The sequence below is a fragment of the Luteolibacter luteus genome (genome assembly GCF_012913485.1).
In the GTDB taxonomy this organism is placed as follows: Bacteria; Verrucomicrobiota; Verrucomicrobiia; order Verrucomicrobiales; family Akkermansiaceae; genus Haloferula; species Haloferula lutea.
On record NZ_CP051774.1, the window covers coordinates 5,527,564 to 5,544,242 of the forward strand.

The 16,679-nt window shown below is 59.7% G+C and carries 13 protein-coding genes; 9 read left to right on the forward strand and 4 right to left on the reverse strand.

Translation table 11 applies throughout. The features are described from left to right. The first annotated feature begins 143 nt into the window (after positions 1 to 143). The 4 genes from HHL09_RS22880 (at position 144) to HHL09_RS22895 (ending at position 4,738) form a co-directional block, all read left to right on the forward strand. Positions 144 to 1,196, forward strand: coding sequence for a sugar phosphate isomerase/epimerase family protein (locus tag HHL09_RS22880; RefSeq protein WP_169456996.1), 1,053 nt, complete (start codon positions 144 to 146; stop codon positions 1,194 to 1,196). 11 nt (positions 1,197 to 1,207) lie between these two features. Beyond that, on the forward strand, positions 1,208 to 2,287 hold the full coding sequence (locus HHL09_RS22885; protein ID WP_169456997.1) for a Gfo/Idh/MocA family protein: 1,080 nt from the start codon (positions 1,208 to 1,210) through the stop codon (positions 2,285 to 2,287). Between the two features lie 147 nt (positions 2,288 to 2,434). Next, entirely contained in the window at positions 2,435 to 3,595 is a 1,161-nt protein-coding gene (locus HHL09_RS22890) for a Gfo/Idh/MocA family protein (RefSeq protein WP_205760917.1), read from the forward strand. A gap of 219 nt (positions 3,596 to 3,814) precedes the next feature. Next, positions 3,815 to 4,738 (forward strand): ThuA domain-containing protein, encoded by a 924-nt coding sequence (locus HHL09_RS22895; protein WP_169456998.1) that lies wholly within the window; start codon positions 3,815 to 3,817, stop codon positions 4,736 to 4,738. A 52-nt stretch (positions 4,739 to 4,790) separates the two neighbouring features. Here HHL09_RS22895 and HHL09_RS22900 read toward each other — a convergent pair whose 3' ends face one another. Both HHL09_RS22900 and HHL09_RS22905 read right to left on the reverse strand, forming a co-directional pair. After that, on the reverse strand, positions 4,791 to 5,426 hold the full coding sequence (locus HHL09_RS22900) for a hypothetical protein (protein ID WP_169456999.1): 636 nt from the start codon (positions 5,424 to 5,426) through the stop codon (positions 4,791 to 4,793). A 148-nt stretch (positions 5,427 to 5,574) separates the two neighbouring features. After that, positions 5,575 to 6,927 (reverse strand): SGNH/GDSL hydrolase family protein, encoded by a 1,353-nt coding sequence (locus HHL09_RS22905; protein WP_169457000.1) that lies wholly within the window; start codon positions 6,925 to 6,927, stop codon positions 5,575 to 5,577. A gap of 197 nt (positions 6,928 to 7,124) precedes the next feature. Here HHL09_RS22905 and HHL09_RS22910 point away from each other — a divergent pair, with 197 nt between their 5' ends. The 5 genes from HHL09_RS22910 to HHL09_RS22930 all read left to right on the forward strand — a co-directional run bounded on the left by HHL09_RS22910 (position 7,125) and on the right by HHL09_RS22930 (position 11,363). Then, positions 7,125 to 7,646, forward strand: a complete 522-nt coding sequence (locus HHL09_RS22910; RefSeq protein ID WP_169457001.1) for a GbsR/MarR family transcriptional regulator — start codon at positions 7,125 to 7,127, stop codon at positions 7,644 to 7,646. A 73-nt stretch (positions 7,647 to 7,719) separates the two neighbouring features. Continuing rightward, positions 7,720 to 8,736 carry a TIGR01777 family oxidoreductase gene (locus HHL09_RS22915; RefSeq protein ID WP_169457002.1) on the forward strand — a complete coding sequence of 339 codons (1,017 nt, stop codon included), beginning with the start codon at positions 7,720 to 7,722 and terminating at the stop codon, positions 8,734 to 8,736. A gap of 65 nt (positions 8,737 to 8,801) precedes the next feature. Beyond that, positions 8,802 to 9,020 carry a hypothetical protein gene (locus tag HHL09_RS22920; RefSeq protein WP_169457003.1) on the forward strand — a complete coding sequence of 73 codons (219 nt, stop codon included), beginning with the start codon at positions 8,802 to 8,804 and terminating at the stop codon, positions 9,018 to 9,020. Between the two features lie 145 nt (positions 9,021 to 9,165). Further along, entirely contained in the window at positions 9,166 to 10,299 is a 1,134-nt protein-coding gene (locus HHL09_RS22925; protein WP_169457004.1) for an AI-2E family transporter, read from the forward strand. Positions 10,300 to 10,358: 59 nt separating this feature from the next. Next, positions 10,359 to 11,363, forward strand: a complete 1,005-nt coding sequence (locus HHL09_RS22930) for a COX15/CtaA family protein (protein ID WP_169457005.1) — start codon at positions 10,359 to 10,361, stop codon at positions 11,361 to 11,363. 6 nt (positions 11,364 to 11,369) lie between these two features. Here HHL09_RS22930 and ald read toward each other — a convergent pair whose 3' ends face one another. Both ald and HHL09_RS22940 read right to left on the reverse strand, forming a co-directional pair. Then, positions 11,370 to 12,482 carry an alanine dehydrogenase gene (ald, locus tag HHL09_RS22935; RefSeq protein WP_169457006.1) on the reverse strand — a complete coding sequence of 371 codons (1,113 nt, stop codon included), beginning with the start codon at positions 12,480 to 12,482 and terminating at the stop codon, positions 11,370 to 11,372. A 175-nt stretch (positions 12,483 to 12,657) separates the two neighbouring features. Further along, a complete protein-coding gene (locus HHL09_RS22940; RefSeq protein WP_169457007.1) occupies positions 12,658 to 16,242 on the reverse strand; it encodes a LamG-like jellyroll fold domain-containing protein in 3,585 nt (1,194 codons plus the stop codon). Positions 16,243 to 16,679 lie beyond the last annotated feature (437 nt).

Below are 16,679 nucleotides of genomic sequence, written 5' to 3' on the forward strand. Positions count from 1 at the left end.
TGCGGCGCGCTCTTGCTGGACCGCGCCGGATCGCTCAAGCGTGGCCGGTCGCATGTCGCATTTTTCATGCTTCCAGCAGATTTTGCCTTTCCCCCGGTGAAAGGCCTTAGCCAATCTCAACGCACCATTCCGCCCAAACCATCATGTCACGACCCGTCACACTCTTCACCGGCCAGTGGGCCGATATCCCCGCCGAGGAACTCTTCCCCAAGGTCAAGGCCATGGGCTTCGATGGCGTGGAACTCGCCTGTTGGGGCGATCATTTCGATGTCCAGGCCGCTCTCAATGACCCGGCCTACATTCCGGCCCGCTGGGAGTTGCTGAAGAAGCACGGCCTCGCTTGCTACGCGATCTCGAACCACCTCGTCGGCCAGGCGATTTGTGACCCCATCGATGACCGCCACAAGGCGATCCTCTCTCCGGCAATCTGGGGTGATGGCGATCCGGAAGGCGTCCGTCAGCGTGCTGCCCAAGAGTTGATCGACACCGCCAAGGCAGCCCGCAAGTTCTTCGATGCCGGCAAGGAATACATGGCCGGTCATCCTGCCGGTTCCGGCAAGACCGTCGTGAACGGCTTCACCGGCTCCTCGATCTGGGGCGCGCTGTATGCCTTCCCGCCGACCAGCCAGGAATACATCCAGAAGGGCTTTGATGACTTCGGGAAGCGCTTCAAGCCGATCCTGGATGCGTTTGATAAGGAAGACGTTTACTTCGCCCTGGAAGTGCACCCGACCGAAATCGCCTTCGACATCGTCTCCGCACAGCGGGCGATCGAGGCCGTGGGCGGCCACAAGCGCTTCGGCTTCAACTACGACCCGAGCCACCTCGGCTATCAGGGCGTGGACTACGTGAAGTTCATCTATCAATTCTCGGACCGTATCCATCATGCCCACATGAAGGACGTGTGGTGGGGCCACGGTGATGGCACCGTGGGCGTCTTCGGCGGTCACACGGATTTCTGCGATGCCCGCCGCTACTGGGATTTCCGCAGCGTCGGCCGCGGCGACATCAACTTCGAGGAAGTCATCGTCGCGCTCAATGACACTCGCTACAACGGCCCGCTTTCCATCGAGTGGGAAGACGGCCGCATGGACCGCTTCCACGGCGCGACCGAAAGCTGCGCCTTCGTGAAGAACCTCGACTTCCCGCGGAACACCGTCGCCTTCGACGCCGCCTTCGACAAATCGAACCAATAATTTCCACACTCATGTCCATCAAAGTAGGAGTCATCGGAGCCGGCGGCATGCTGCGCTACCACGCCGCCGGGTTTCGCCAGGCAGGAGCCGTCGTCAATGCCGTCGCCGACCCGGCTCCGGGCGCTGCCGATCGCGCCGCCGCCCAGTGGCAGATCCCGTCCGCTTTCGAGAGTGTTGACGCGATGCTTGCCGAGGCTGACATCGATGCCGTCTCGATCATCGTTCCGAACAAGTTCCACAAGCCGCTGGCCCTTCAGTGTCTGAAGGCTGGCAAGCACGTCTTCAGCGAAAAGCCCCCGGCGCTCAATGCCGCCGAGGTGCAGGAGATGATCGACGCCGCCAACGCCGCCGGCAAGAAGCTGATGTTCAACTTCAATAATCGCGCCCGGCCCGAGTCGATCGCGATGCAGCAGTACATCGCGGATGGCACGGTCGGTAAGATCAACTCCGCTCAGGCCAAGTGGATCCGCCGCACCGGCATCCCGGGCTTCGGCGGTTGGTTCACCACCAAGGCTCTCTCCGGCGGTGGTCCGGTCATCGACCTCCTTCACATGATCGATCTGGCCCTTTACTTCATGGGCTATCCGGAGCCGGCACACGTGCTTGCCCAGACCTTTGACGATCACATCACCGACAAGGGCTTCAAGGGTCCTTGGGGTATCCCGGACCGCGCCGACGGAACCAACGATGTCGAGGCGGCTGCCCACGGCTTCGTCACCTTCAAGACCGGCCAGGTTCTTTCCCTCCAGGTCTCCTGGGCGGAAATGATCAAGCGCGAGGAAGTCTCCGTGGTCTTCCAAGGTGCCAAGGCTGGCGGCAAGGTGGAGCGTCTCTTCGGCCGCGATGGCATCGATGAGACCGCCATCGATACCTGCGAACTCTACGTCCAGGAGAACGGTCGCTCGGTCAACCGTAGCATCGTCACCGAAGCGTGCGAAGACATGGGCCGCAGCGCTTCCGCCGCGAACTTCATCGAAGCGATCGAAGGCAAGGCAGAAGCCTTCAACACCCCGGACCAGGCGCTGAAGCTGATGAAGATCATCGACGCCATCTACGAGTCCGCTGCCACCAAGGCACCGGTGGCCGTCTAATCAAATCAACGAACCGCGAAGACGCGAAAACGCGGAGGCCGCAGATAATAGCGCAAAGAGATAGCCCCTTCGGGATTCTCCGCGTTCACCTCCGCGACTTCAGCGACTTCAGCGACTCTGCGGTTCGTTCCTTTCAATCAATCTCCTATGAACCGCAAACTCCGCATGGGCATGGTCGGTGGTGGCCGTGGTGCCTTCATCGGCGCTGTGCACCGCATGGCTGCCAATCTCGATGGTAAGATCGAACTCGTCGCCGGCTGCTTCTCCTCCGATCCGGAGAAGAGCAAGCTCTCGGGCGAGGACTTCTTCCTCGATCCTTCCCGCGTTTACACTTCCTACGAGGAGATGGCTGAGAAGGAAGCCGCGCTCCCGGCGGACAAGCGGATCGACTTCGTTTCGATCGTCGTCCGGAACAACCTCCACGTGCCGGTGGCCAAGGCCTTCCTCAAGGCGGGCATCAACGTGATCTGCGACAAGCCGATGGCACTTTCCCTCGCCGAGGCAAAGGAGTTCGCGGAGATCGTGAAGAGCTCCGGAAAGGTCTTCGCACTCACGCACAACTACACCGGCTATCCGATGGTGAAGGAAGCTCGCGCGATGGTGAAGGCGGGCAAGCTTGGCCGCCTGCTCAAGGTCGTCGCCGAGTATCCTCAGGGCTATGCTTCCAGCGCTTTCAAGGAAGCCGCTCCGAGCAAGATTGCGAACTGGCGCATGGACCCGAATGTCTCGGGTGTATCGAACTGCATGGGTGACATCGGCTCGCACGCCGAGAACCTTGCCCGCTACATCACGGGCTTGGAGATCGAGGAACTGGCCGCCGAACTCACCACCTTCATTCCGGGCCGCAGCCTTGATGATGATGGCAACGTGCTGGTCCGTTACCAGAACGGCGTGAAGGGCATCATCTACGCCTCGCAGGTTTCGACCGGTGACGAGAACAACCTGAACATCCGCGTCTACGGCACGGAAGGATCGATCGAGTGGCACCAGGAGCATCCGAACGAGCTGGTCGTGAAGTTCCTCGACAAGCCGCGCGAGATCTGGCGCCGCGGGAATTCCTACAACGGCCCGGAGGCATCCGCGTTCACGCGCTTGCCCTTCGGCCACCCGGAAGCCTTCATCGAGGCTTTCGCGAACGTCTACCTCGCCGCCTCTGAAGCGATTCGCGACGAGCTGGCAGGCAAGTTCCCGCGCCCTGAGGGCTATGACTTCCCGAACGTCGATGACGGCGTGGCGGGCATGGCCTTCATCGAGGCCACCGTGGCTTCCGCGAAGAACAACGCGGCTTGGACCAAGCCGGGTCACTGAAAAACTTGGACCACGGGGCGCCCGGTCATCCGGCGTGTCCCGTGGTCTTTCTCTGCATGGCCACCGCCCTGTCTGGACCCGGGGTGGGGGCATTCCAAAAAACCACATCCACCGGATCCGGGACGGCACGGAAATCGGAGAGGAATCCCGGCAATCATCCGTAGTTTCCTTTTACCGTAATTTCCTTGTATCCTCTGGTCTTCAAATGACGTCCAAACCATGAAACCCACCTTATTCCTCCCCCTTGCAAGCGCGGCCGCCGCGTTCTTCCTCGTTGCCGCCAGCAACGATTCCGAGCAACCGCCACCGGGTGCCGCTGACAAGATTGCAGAGGCCCTGCCGTCCGAGCCCTACGCCAAGCCCGCCAAGGCCCGCAAGGTGCTCATCTTCTCGAAGACCGCCGGCTTCCGTCACGAGTCCATCGCCACCGGCAAGGTCGCCCTGACCGAACTCGGCAAAAAGACCGGAGCCTTCGAGACCGTTATCAGCGACGATCTTTCCAACTTCGAGCCGAAGACGATCGATCAGTTCGACGCCATCGTTTTCCTCAGCACTACCATGAATCCTTTCGCACCCTCAGGGGACGAGCTGAAGGCCATGGATGACAAGGCCAAGAAGGATGCTGAGAAGAAGGTCGAGCGCCTGCAGAAAAGTCTCATGGCCTTCGTGAAGGGCGGCAAGGGCTTCGTCGGAATCCACGCCGCTACCGATACCTTCTACGATTGGTCCGACTACGGTGACATGATCGGCGGCTACTTCGACGGCCACCCTTGGGGTGCCGGCACCCAGGTCTCGATCAAGGTGGAACCCGGCCAGGAAAAGCATCCGCTGGTGGCCATGTTCGACGGCCAGAATGTCGACTTCAAAGAGGAGATCTATCAGCTGAAGGCTCCTTACGACTCGAAGAAGGTCCACATGCTCCTGCGTCTGGATCCCGAGAAGTCGGACATGAATGTCCAGGGTCTCAAGCGTGAGGACAAGGACTGGGGTGTTGCTTGGGCCCGTTCATGGGGCAAGGGTCGCGTCTTCTACTGCTCCTTGGGCCACAACCACGACATGTATTGGAACCCGAAGGTCCTCCGCCACTACCTCGCGGGCATCCAGTGGGCGCTCGGAGATTTCAAGGTGAAGGTCGACAAGTGATTTCGAAAACGGCCGGGGCAGCGATGTCCTGGCCGTTTTTCTTTCTGCACCCTCAGTTCCGGCGGCGTCGCATCACGGAGCCGGCCAAGGCCATGACCCCAAGCATCGCCGCGCCCGGCTCCGGCACCGCCATGAAGGCTACCTCGCCAAGGCCGGTGTAATCATTGGACCCCTGCACGCCTTCGATATCGAAGCGGACGAGGGATACACCTTCGACCACGCTGAAGTTGAAAACTTGGCCGGACGCTGTGTCCGGTTGGGCAGCGAGGTCATTCAGGGTGAAGAGAACTGTCGTTCCGTCCGCGGCGTAGAAGGTGAGGTCGAAGAGCGTGACGTCGTAGCCAGAGTTGGTCGAGATCCCGCCATTCGATTGGTGGTTCCACATGACGAAGCTCGTTAGGTCCTGCGCCGTGTTGAAGGCGAAGGTAATGAACTGATCCAGCGGCTGGGTGTCCGCCGCGCTTGTCCAATGATTGCCGCCCCCCGTATTGGAGTAGGCCGCGTGGATACTCGATGCGGAGTAATCACCGGGGAGCCCCGAACCATTGATCGTGTTCTGCGGCTTGTACTCGGGAGAAAAGAAGGAACTGACCTCATGGATCGAGTCCGGCACGATCATCACAGCCGCGTGGGCGCTAGGGAACGTGGCGAGGGCAAGGCACGAGCTGAACAGGAATGGCTTCATCATGAAGTGGAGGGATGAGTTGCGGATCTTCGCTGAAATGCCGCTTCTAACCGCTCCTCCCCATCGGGGCACCCGAAAAGAGATCCTTTGCTACCAAGGGACCATTTTACCAAGATTTCTTCCCCCTATCCGACATTGGCAATGCAGCCCTCTATGGCTTCGCCACCGCCTTCAATCGGACGAAGGATTTCCTCTCCGTTGGGGGTACCACCGAGACCGTGCCATCTGTCGCAACGCTGGTCCTTTCTGCAGGCACCGTCGTCCAAGCCACCAGGTCATTCGATTCTTCCGCGATCAAATCTCCGAACCTCAGACCGACGGCATCCGGCTTCCAACTCAGCGAGGCTCCCGGCGAGAAGCTTCCCGCGAAGGGATTGCTGTAGTTGCCGGGCGAGGTTCCCAGCAGATACTCCACCAGATTCGGCAACCCATCACCGTCCGGATCAGCGTCCATCCCCGAGCTTGGCAGGCCGGCAGAAGAAATCCAAGTCAGGTATGGTTGGTCAGGATTCAGCCCCAACAGGTTCTTCAGGATCTCCCGATCGGAGAATTTAGGAATCGTGGTTCCCATCGCCGTATTCAGCGAGGCGATCACCTCGTTCGCAATGTAGGCTTGCGCTACCGTGGACGCGTGAAAGCCGTCCTTGCAGAAAACTTGAGTCGGCGAGTTCTCATTACTCCCGGAGAGAGTGAAAACCGTACCGTTGATCTGGAATGGAACCTGATCGAAAACGCGGTCGGTCAAGAGGTCCAGGCGCGCGACCACCGGCGGATTCTGCTTCGACGCAGCCCAGGCGATGATCTTTTGGTTGAAGGCTGCGATTTTCGCACGGGTCGTCACCTTCTTCTCGGGAACGTTGTAAATATTCGAGATCTGCGGTGTCGCCCCCACATCCGGCACCGTGCAGACCACTACCTTGGGAGGCTTGACTCCGCGGATTGCGCGCACCCAGGAGTGGATGAAATTGATGCGGGTGATGATGTTGTCGAAGAACGCGGGATCTTCGGTGTTATTGAAAATGTCGTTATATTCCTGTTTCAGGTCGTTGGCCCCAAGCATGATCACCACCACAGGGGTATTGAAGATCTCCTCCTCGATCGCGTTCTTCGTGACCGAATAAAGGGGCCCTAGCGGATCATCTTCCCAGGCACCGTTGATGAGATTGGTCCAATTGGTTGTCGTGGTTCCGGGAATGCCAAAGTTATACCGGTGGCCTAAAGTACGGAGATCACCGTAGGGGATACCCGTTCGATAGGCCCCCATGTCCAGGTCGGTAGGGCGAAAAATTCGGAACAGCTCAGGCCAATTCCTCACATTGGCGTTGTCCGGATCGGAGTCCGGGGCGGAAAAGGTCAGTTCGAAGGCATATTCCTCCGTCATGCTGTCTCCTATCGCGAGAACCCGTAACGGTGCCGCGTGAAGATACCCCGTGAGAACCGAGGCAAAGATCGGAATTGCCGCCCAGTTTTTGAGCAGTGAAACAATAGGTCGATTGCGGATCATCGGCTGCCGAAGCGGTTCCGCTTCCCGATAAATTACCTCGCATTGAAGTCGTGCCAAGCACAGCCACTGTTTGAAATGCTGCGCAAAATAATGGTTGGAGTCCGTTAGCTTCGGATGAGCCCCACTAGGCGAGAGAAGAGAAGATCTCTTGGAATTTTCCTTGAATTACGGAAGTTTCAGTAAATACTGAAAAATAAATGAGCAAGGAACGTGAGCTACTCAAAACGGTGCGCGAGGAATTCGTCGCCCAATGGGGTGCGATGGGCTCGCAATGGGGAATCAATCGAACCATGGCCCAAATCCATGCGTTGCTAATGATTTCGCCCGAACCCCTCAGCACGGATGAGGTGATGGAGGAGCTGCAGGTGAGCCGGGGGAATGCCCATACCAACTTGAAGGATCTTGTCGCTTGGGGCCTCGTGCGGATTGTGGTGAAGAAGGGCGAACGGCGCGAATTTTTCGAGGCGGAGAAGGATGTGTGGCAGATCTTCACCACCGTCACACGGGAGAGGAAGAAGCGCGAGATTGAGCCCGCACTGGCCGTGCTTAATCACTGTGCCGAGAGTACTCGTGACCTCACTTCGCCGGAAGCGAAAGCTTTTCATGATCAAGTCCGCCAGTTGGAAGAGTTCGTTGGCTTTGCCTCGAAGGTGGCGGACCGGATCGGATCGATGAAGCACGGCTTTGCCGTTCAACTTGCCGCCAAGCTGCTCGGTTAGTTCGGTAGGTGGCTTTTCAAATTTTTCTGAAAAAAGAGGAAAAAGAGGATTTCAAAAAGGAAGGGAGTTTGAAGTGAATCCGCAAATTGTGATATTCGCCGCGAACGGTTTTCTGGGCCGCTATCTGGCGCGCCACTATCAGAACCAAGGCCGTGAAGTGGTGTGTGTCGCCCGCAGCCGGGATGGCTGGAGCGGCGATGGCATGTTTCTTGAGTGGGATGGCAAGACGTTAGGCCCTTGGGCCTTGGCTCTGGAAGGCGCGGAACGGGTGATCAATCTCGCAGGCCGTAATGTGAACTGCCGCTACGATGCGCGAAACCGCCGGGAAATTCTGGAGTCGCGCATCGACTCGACCCGGGTGATCGGTCAAGCGATCTCGACCTGCAAGATCCCGCCGAAGCTCTGGATCAACGCCAGCTCGGCGACCTTCTATCGTCACGCCGAGGACCACGGACAGGATGAATGGATGGGCGAGCCCGGGGAGGGATTCTCGGTGGGTGTCGTCCAGGCATGGGAAGAAGCCTTCTTCGCCGCCGCTGTTCCGGGAGCGACCCGGAAGATAGCCCTGCGCATCGGCATGGTTCTCGCGAACGAGGATGGCACTGTCTTTGATGTGCTCCGTCATCTTACCCGCCGTGGTCTTGGTGGAAAGATGGGGAAGGGGAGCCAGCGGGTGAGCTGGATCCATATGGATGATCTCCTCGGGTCGATCGATTTTTTGGCAGCCGATCCGCTGGCCGACGGCGTTTTCAATCTGACGACGCCGGAATTTCCGACCAACCGCGAACTGATGCAGGCCTTCCGCGAACAGCAAGGCGCTCCTTTCGGCCTTCCGGCGACGGAACTGATGTTGGAACTTGGTGCGCGCCTGTTGAAGACGGAGACGGAACTCGTGTTGAAGAGTCGCTGGGCCGATCCGCGCCGACTCCGGGAAGCGGGCTTTCGCTGGCGCTGGCCGCATCTCGATGCCGCTTTGGCTGATCTTGAGAGTAGAATCGGGCTGGAGGGGTTTTTCCGCCAGCCGGAACGCCGCTCAGCCGGTGTCCGGATCTGGACTCCAGGAAAAAGAGCCACGGCATCGCTAAGATGAAGGCCGAATAAACAGTTTCAAAGGAAAGTCACATTTCCGGGTCTACTTCTCAACTGCTCCTCGAAATGAAAGCGTACCTCGCCCTCGTTCTCGCCGTCCTAGGCATCGTGATGTTCTCCGGGGGCATCTGGATGCAGCGGATCTGGCTGCCCCAGGTGAGGACTTCCCAGCCGGAGCCCGAGGAGCAAACTGTTTCAATCGAGCCGGCACAGGAGGGTGCGGAAGTATCCACAGAGGCGGATGCCAAGGAGGAATGGGCCGTGGATCACGTCACCATCAAGTGAGGAAGCATCCCGGAAGGGATGGGAGATCCTCCGGGTTTGCGTAGTGCAGGAAAGCTTTGTGAATTGGCAAGGATACCTGTAAGATCGCCTCACCCTCCAGATGAGCGAAGGCGGAATAATCCAAAGAAAACCCCGGGCGACGCAGATGATCCTGTTGTTCGCCGCGCTGGTCGTGGTGGTGGCGGGCTTGAAAGCGGCACAGTCCTTTTTCGTGCCCGTGCTGCTGGCCTTCTTCATTGCGACGGTGAGCTATCCCGTGACCGGCTGGCTGCAGCGGCATCGGGTCCCTCCGGCGGTCTCCGTGATTCTCACGGTTTTGGTCGACTTCGCTTTCCTCGCCGCGGTCATCGTGCTCGGCGTGACCATCATCGGTGACCTTCAGGAGAAGTGGGATGCTGAATACTACGATCTCACGCGGGCGAAGATTCAGGATGCCAGTACCTCCGTGGCCGGGAAGCTGGAGGAATGGGGTGTGGAAGATGGCGCCGAAAAGGTGCAGGAATTCACCACCGAGAACCTCGCCGAGCTGCGGAATATCAAGTTTTCCACGATCCTTAGCTTTGGCACAGGCGTGGTAGGCCGCCTGCTCACCTTCTTTGCCAGCTTCGGCGTGGTGATCGTGCTGACGGTTTTCATGCTCTCCGAGGCTCAGGGATTTAGTCGCCGTTTCGGGGCGATCCGTGCTGCCCGGGGACCGAATTTCGATCGTTTGGCTAGTGCGATGCTCGATACCCAGCGCTACCTTGGCATCAAGACGGTCATCAGTCTGGCGACCGGGGTGTTGGCGGGGATCCTCTGCTGGGTGGCCGGTCTCGATTTCTTCCTGTTGTGGGGAATTCTCGCCTTCGTGATGAATTTCATCCCGGTGGTCGGTTCGCTGATCGCTTCCGTCCCGCCAATCCTCCTGGCCTTGATTGCCAAGGATGGCGGAACCACGGATGCAATCGTGGTGGCCGGTGGCTACGGGCTGATCAACATGTTCTTGGACAACTTCGTGCAGCCCATGCTGCTCGGACGCCGCTTTGGCCTTTCGATTCTGGTGGTCGTCCTCTGCGTTCTCTTCTGGGGCTGGCTCTGGGGTCTTATCGGCATCATCCTCGCCGTTCCTTTGACGATGATCCTCAAGGTCGTGCTGGATAATAGCGACGAGTTCCGCTGGGTCGCCGTGGCGATCGGTCAGGAAAACCAGAGAAATGGGGCAAACCCGGCCATCAATGGGAGTCCCGGCGAGAAAACCGCATCGGCTCCTCCGGGTGCGACCGAGGTGCAAGGAGGCTGATCTTTCCTTCTCTATCGGGTTTGCATCGGGGCGCGGGCTGCCGATGATTCGCGGCGTCCATGACCCGCTTTCAGAAGTTCGCCTCGGCTGCCCTCGTTTCGGTGATCGTCCTTATTTTTGTGGGGGCCATCGTCCGGGTGAGTGGAGCAGGGATGGGCTGTCCGGATTGGCCTCGTTGCTGGGGCCGTCTGATCCCGCCGACGAGCGTGGAGCAGGTGGACATCACGAAGCTGAACTTCGAGAAATTCCGGAAGGCGGCGGCGCGCTATGACCGCGATCCCGAAACGGTCACCCCTGAACATATCCTGGAGAATTTCAATGCAGTGCACACTTGGACGGAGTTTGTGAACCGTCTCAGCTCCTTCCCCGTGGGCTTCTTCTCGATGGCCACGCTGGTTACCGCGCTGATCCGCCAGCGTCGCCGTCCGTGGGTTCGGTCGGCATCGGTGGTTTCGGTGCTCCTAGTGGGGGTGAATGCATGGATGGGTAGCCAAGTGGTTTCCAGCGATTTGAAGCCCGTGGTGCTCACGGTACATATGGCTTTGGCGATGCTGCTTCTAATGCCGCTGACCTTTGCCGCGTGGCGTGGTTGCGAGTCGCCTTGGCTCATCGCGGGTGACGATACTTTCCGTCGAAAGATGCGTTGGATTGTCGGCCTGCTGCTGGCGCTGATCTTCGTCGAAGGCGTTCTCGGCACCCAGATCCGGGAAACGAATACCCATCTCGCCCGCACCCATGAGGGAATGGGTCGGGCCGAGTGGATCGGGATCCTGGAGCATACGTGGACCTACTTGATCCATCGTAGCTTTTCTTGGGTAATCCTCGGCGCTGCGGTCGGGTCTTGGTGGCTGTCAAAGAAGGTTGGAAAGCCGGGCCGCACGGCGACTGGTGTCTTGGCGGTGGTGATCGCCCAGATGGTGCTGGGCCTGATCATGGCACGCGTCGAGATTCACCCCGTGGTGCAGGTGTTGCACTTGGGGCTCTCCGGTATTCTTCTGACTCTGGCGACCCTTTGGTTCTGTGGAACCTTCAAGCCTGCCCCGGAGGCTGTCCGGGGCGCGTAAGCGGATTTAGACGCCAAGAATCTCCGCCGCTGAAACGACCGGGATTCCATGAGCTTCACCGACCGGTGCACAGGTCAGCTTGCCTCCGGCACAGTTCACCGCGCCGAGCACTTCCTTGCGGATCTTTGCTGCTCCGGCCAGACCATTGTCAGCAAGCAAGGTGATCCAGCGTTGGGTCACATTGTTCAGCGCCTGCGTTGCGGTGCGGGAGTAGGCTCCGGGCATGTTGGCCACGCAGTAGTGGATGACGTCTTCTTCGACGTAGGTCGGTGCTTGGTGAGTGGTCGGGCGTGTGGTCTCTGCACAGCCACCTTGGTCAACCGCGATGTCCACGAAGACGCTGCCGGGCTGCATTTGTTTCAGCATGTCGCGAGTGATCAGCTTCGGCGCGCGGGCCCCGGGGACCAAGACCGCACCGATCACGAGGTCGACCCGTGGCAGAAGTTCCGCGAGGTTTGCTTCGCTGGAATACACCGTGTGTGTGCCGGTCATGGTGATATCCAGGAAACGCATGCGCTCGAAGTCTACCTCAAGGATCGTCACGTCCGCGCCAATACCGGTGGCAACGCGTGCAGCATTCACACCTGCCGTGCCACCACCGATGACCACCACGCGACCCGGCGCTACCCCAGGCACGCCGCCGAGCAGGGTGCCGCGACCGCCATTGTGTTTGGCGAGGTGATAGGAACCGACGATGGAGGCCATGCGGCCTGCGATTTCGCTCATCGGCTCCAGCAGCGGCAGACGGTGATTCACTTCGAGGGTTTCGTAAGCCAAGGCCGTGCAACCGCTTGCCACCAACGTCTCAGTGAGCGTCTTGCCCGCGGCGAGGTGGAGGTAGGTGAAGAGCAGATGATGCGGCTGCAGCCGGGCGATTTCCTCGGCCTGCGGCTCCTTTACCTTCACGATCATTTCCGCAGCGGAAAAAACCGCGTCTGCATCCGGGAGAATTTCGGCCCCGGCGGCGAGGTATTGCTCGTCGCTGTAGCTGGCGCCCGCGCCGGCTCCCGCCTGCACGAAGACGCGGTGCCCGCGTTTCACGAGTTCCCCGGCGGAGGCCGGGATCATGGAGACGCGATTTTCCTGCGCTTTGATTTCCTTCGGGATGCCGATGTTCATGATGATTCCTGATCGAGGTGCATCCCCACGCTAGATCCGGCGTCCTTTCCTGTCTTTGCGGAAAACGGTGAAAAGCGGGAGGGAATGGGGCAATTTCAGCTGCTCGAAAATGAATCAGCCGGAAACCGCGTGAGGCGGTTCCCGGCTGAAGCGGCACCCGGTTAAAGGAGAGTGATCACTTCAAGACCACCCGATAGAAGGCCTTGCCGGCTGGTGGATACGGATCGGTGAAGCTGGCTGTGCCCGCCGTGCCGGGGACCGTGGCAATGTCTTGCCAAGTTCCGGTCAGCGAAGTGTTACGCTGGATGGTGAAAGTCACACCGGTCACGCTGGGCCACTGGATCTGGCCGGTTGTGCTACGCGTTGCTGCGAAGCGCGAGGTCCCGCTATTCGGGATCAAGCCAAGGCGATACTCGGTGAGGTTGTCGGTGCCGTCCTTGTCGTAGTCGCCGGTTTCGGTTTCGCCGAGGCCTCCGAAGTATTGCATTTCCCACGCGTCATCGAGGGCATCCCCATCCGGCCCGGCAACAAAGAGGAACTGGCCGGCCGTGCGTGCGACCGAGCTGATGCGCACTTCATCCAGCACGCCGAGGAAGCTATCGGTGCTGCCACCGTTGCTCCGGCCTTCATTGCCGATCGTCAGATCGCAGGCGGTTGAAACCAACAGATCGTTGGTCATCTGCAGCGAGGCAAGCTGGCTGGCTTGGTTGCGGGATGGGTCCAGCAGGGTCCAGTAAAGCTTGAGGTTGTCCGCGGTGGCTTCGGTTCCGCTATAGGTCACGGCCACATGGTACCAGCCGCCTTGGGCGATGGCATTGGTGGCTGCTCCGATCGGTAGCGGCGCGGTCAGCGATTGCACTGCCGTTGCGCCGTGCAGGTTGATGAACTCCAGCAGGGGAGCGGTGCCGGCGGTATTTCCCGGGCCGCCGATCGGGACGATGCGGAATTGCCAGACGCGGCCAGCATCGGCGTCGTTTTCACCGGTGACAATCTGCATTGGCACCACCGACGCCGGAGCTGCCGCAGGATCGAAGTCGATGCGTACGATTGCCTCAAAGGTGAAAGCTCCATCCGCCCCCGCATAGCTGAAGGTGGCATCGTCCGTGGTGTCTGCTGCCAGCGGCAGTGCCGAAAGCACGCCGCCGGTGGCAGTGCCGCGGCCAGCCGAGGGATTGAGTCCCGTGCCGAAACCCGCGAGGGAGGGCGTCCACATCATTGCTCCATCTTGAAGGCTATTGAGGGAAAGCCGCCCGGCCGCAGCATCGGCTGCCGGTGCCTTCACCTCATCAAGGTGCCAGAGATGCAGCGTATCCGAATCCACGGTGTAAGGTTGGAAAACCTCGGTTGTGTCGACGATTCCATCGCCGTCGATATCGGTGATCGTAGAGCTGGCTTGAGTCGGGTCCGACCCGGCATTTTGCTCCTGAAGGTTCGTGCCCGAGTCCCCATCCGGGTTGCCGCTCGCAAGCTCGTCGAGATCGGAAAAGTAGAACTGCTCCCAAGAGTCGATCAGCTGGTCGCCATCGGTATCGAGCGGCGTGAAAACCGCATTCTTGGGACTGGTTCCAGCAGCACGCTCCGCGACGTTCGAGAAACCATCGCTATCCGGATCGTCCGTGCCATTGAAACGTGAGATGATCGCGAAAAGGTCTTCATCGCCGGCTTCTTTGAACCAGAACACTTCCCATCCATCCGGCAGGCCGTCGGCATCGGCGTCGAAGGAAGAAAGGATGTCCATCGGGTCGGTGCCATCGAGGAACTCCGAGGCGTTGTCATAGTAGTCGCCATCGGGGTCGTCGGTGCCGTCGTATTTCGCGAGAATGGTTGCGATTGATTCTCCCGCGTTGGAGCGGAAGTTCTCCACTTCCCATTCATCCAGCAGGCCGTCCCCGTCGGTGTCGGTGGCATTGACCACCTCCGGGCCAGCATCATGGAAGAACTCGCGCTCCTCAGGGGTGAGCGCGCCGCTCCAGATCCGCATCTCATCATAGCGGGCATTCGCGACATTGTCGCCGGCCCATTGGGAGCGCCCGAGGTAATTGAATGTGTCGTTGAGGAAGGCGAGTTGGTTCGTCGTGCTAAAAGTGCCCTGGGCGCTCCCCAGATCGGAACCATTGGCCGGATTGGAATACCAAGTGACCAAGGTGCTGCTGTCCGCGCCGGCACCGGGCTCGATCGTCATCACGATGTGGAACTGCGTGCCGACGGTGTAGGGCTGGTTGGTGTTCGGGCTATTGGTGGTCGCGGCATCGATCCACTCGACCTGATCGGTCGCCGCATTCGTGCCCTGCGTCCAGGACATGAAGAGATACTCGGTGGTGCCACTGCCAAAATCGAAGATCCGGGCCCAGTTCTGCACCGCTACTTGTGTGGCCCAGAATTCCAGAGTGACAGGGGTCTTCTTGCCTTGCAGCAGGTTTGTGCCGAGCTGTGCGTAAGCCGAGGTTCCGCTCGCTCCACCCACAAGCAGGAGATCGGTTGCGGACAAGGTGGATGATCCGCCGACCAACGGATCATTATCCGGATCGATCACCTGCGCGTGGCTGGTGCCGACGGAATCATTGAGGTTGCCATTGAAGCTCCAGCGATGGGCGAGCTTTGCCTTTGCCGGAGTCCATGCCGCATCATTCGGGTTCGTGTTCGCCAGGAACTCCTCGATGTTCGAGAAGGTGTCATTGTCCGCATCGGCGTCCGGAAGGCGGGATGTATTCCCGAAGTAGAAGATTTCCCAAGCATCGGCCATGCCGTCGCCGGTTCCGTTTTCGGTATCCGGGAAGGAATTCCGGTCGAGCGGATTGGTGGATGCGGTGTATTCCTCAAGGTTGGTCGCGTAGTCGCTGTCCGCATCTCCAGCACCGGTCTGGTTGAGATTGCCGAAGGTGCCAAGCTCCCAGAGGTCGGGCAGGCCGTCATTGTCGCCATCGCCGGAGACCACGCTGAGCACGCCGCTGCTCTCGCTGAAGGCGTAGACGTTATCCGCGGAGATCCAGAGATTGTTGGTCTTGGTGAAGCCGGGGATATTGAAGGTGGCGCCGAAAGTCTCCGTGAGCGTGGCGGTATTCACCAAGGTCCAGGTGCTGCCGGAAGTGGTGCTGGCACCCGTCAGGTTCAGATTGAAAGTACCGTTGAAGGCAACGTTGCCCGCTCCCGAGATACTGTTGTTTACGCCGCTGGCTCCGATGGTGAAGGCCAAGGCGCTGGTTTCCGCCGCAGTAACGAAGCCCGTGACGGTAATGTTACCAGTGTGGGTATTGGTGCCGGAGATGGTGGTGCGATATGTCGCATTGCCACCGGTGAAAGTCAGATCACCGGTGCCGCTGATCGGGGCGGTGATGCTCACCGGACCTTGCGTGGCTCCAATGCGCGATCCGGTGCCGGTAACATTGAGATTACCAGCGAGAGTGAAAGTTTCCGTGCTTCCCTGGAGGTGATCGATCAGTCCGCCCGAGAGGATCAGATTGTTGACGGTGATGATGTGCGAACCGGCGGTCTTGTAAGTCAGGTTGCCGGTGGTCGTGCCGATTGTGAGGGAATTGCCGGCAAAGGCGTAGTCACCTGCCGTGGCCGGGGTGCGCAGGCGCTGAATGTTCACGATGTAATCGTTCTCCGCGGACGGGGCGGCGGCATTGCTCCAGTTTAGGGCGGCGTTGAAGGAACTCGTATTGAGCGCGTCGGCAGCATTGAGCGTGACGCTGGCGCTCCGGGCGTGCGGGGCGAGGGCAAGGGCCAGGCCGGGAATGAGACAGATCTTCCGATTCATGGGTTACTTGGGGTTTCGAGCGGGGCGGACGCCGGAAGAGGTGGCCGGTCCCGGTGTCGGATGGCTTGGACCCATCCGACAAAATTCCCCCCAGCCTTAGGGGGGCGTCCCGTGTGGTTCAATGAGGGATAGGCTTCTCCCACTCAAAGGGGAGGAAAGGGGGGCGCCTGTTCTGCCTGTTAAAAACATGAAAAATAACAGGCTGAGAAAAGGGGAAGATCGAACATCGAACTTCCAACATGGGACGTCGAAGTGGGGGAAGCCGGGCGAGATGGAATGGCGTGTGAAAAGCATGCGGGAAAGAAGTTTGGCGCACGCAGGGGTGGGTTTCTACTGCCAGGATGAACTGAAAACGGGGAGGGAAGACGCCAATCGCCCCCTGGCATCCCGGCTTCTCGCGAAAGTGCTACAGCTAGTGAAGGGGGCCTTGGGGGAGC

Bases quoted from the DNA above. Each gene is read 5' to 3' on its own strand.
- HHL09_RS22920 (WP_169457003.1), top strand. From the start codon at position 8,802: ATGAAAGCGTACCTCGCCCTCGTTCTCGCCGTCCTAGGCATCGTGATG.
- HHL09_RS22905 (WP_169457000.1), bottom strand. From the start codon at position 6,927: ATGATCCGCAATCGACCTATTGTTTCACTGCTCAAAAACTGGGCGGCA.
- HHL09_RS22925 (WP_169457004.1), top strand. From the start codon at position 9,166: ATGATCCTGTTGTTCGCCGCGCTGGTCGTGGTGGTGGCGGGCTTGAAA.
- HHL09_RS22885 (WP_169456997.1), top strand. From the start codon at position 1,208: ATGTCCATCAAAGTAGGAGTCATCGGAGCCGGCGGCATGCTGCGCTAC.
- HHL09_RS22880 (WP_169456996.1), top strand. From the start codon at position 144: ATGTCACGACCCGTCACACTCTTCACCGGCCAGTGGGCCGATATCCCC.
- ald (WP_169457006.1), bottom strand. From the start codon at position 12,482: ATGAACATCGGCATCCCGAAGGAAATCAAAGCGCAGGAAAATCGCGTC.
- HHL09_RS22910 (WP_169457001.1), top strand. From the start codon at position 7,125: ATGAGCAAGGAACGTGAGCTACTCAAAACGGTGCGCGAGGAATTCGTC.
- HHL09_RS22895 (WP_169456998.1), top strand. From the start codon at position 3,815: ATGAAACCCACCTTATTCCTCCCCCTTGCAAGCGCGGCCGCCGCGTTC.
- HHL09_RS22890 (WP_205760917.1), top strand. From the start codon at position 2,435: ATGAACCGCAAACTCCGCATGGGCATGGTCGGTGGTGGCCGTGGTGCC.
- HHL09_RS22930 (WP_169457005.1), top strand. From the start codon at position 10,359: ATGACCCGCTTTCAGAAGTTCGCCTCGGCTGCCCTCGTTTCGGTGATC.
- HHL09_RS22900 (WP_169456999.1), bottom strand. From the start codon at position 5,426: ATGATGAAGCCATTCCTGTTCAGCTCGTGCCTTGCCCTCGCCACGTTC.
- HHL09_RS22940 (WP_169457007.1), bottom strand. From the start codon at position 16,242: ATGAATCGGAAGATCTGTCTCATTCCCGGCCTGGCCCTTGCCCTCGCC.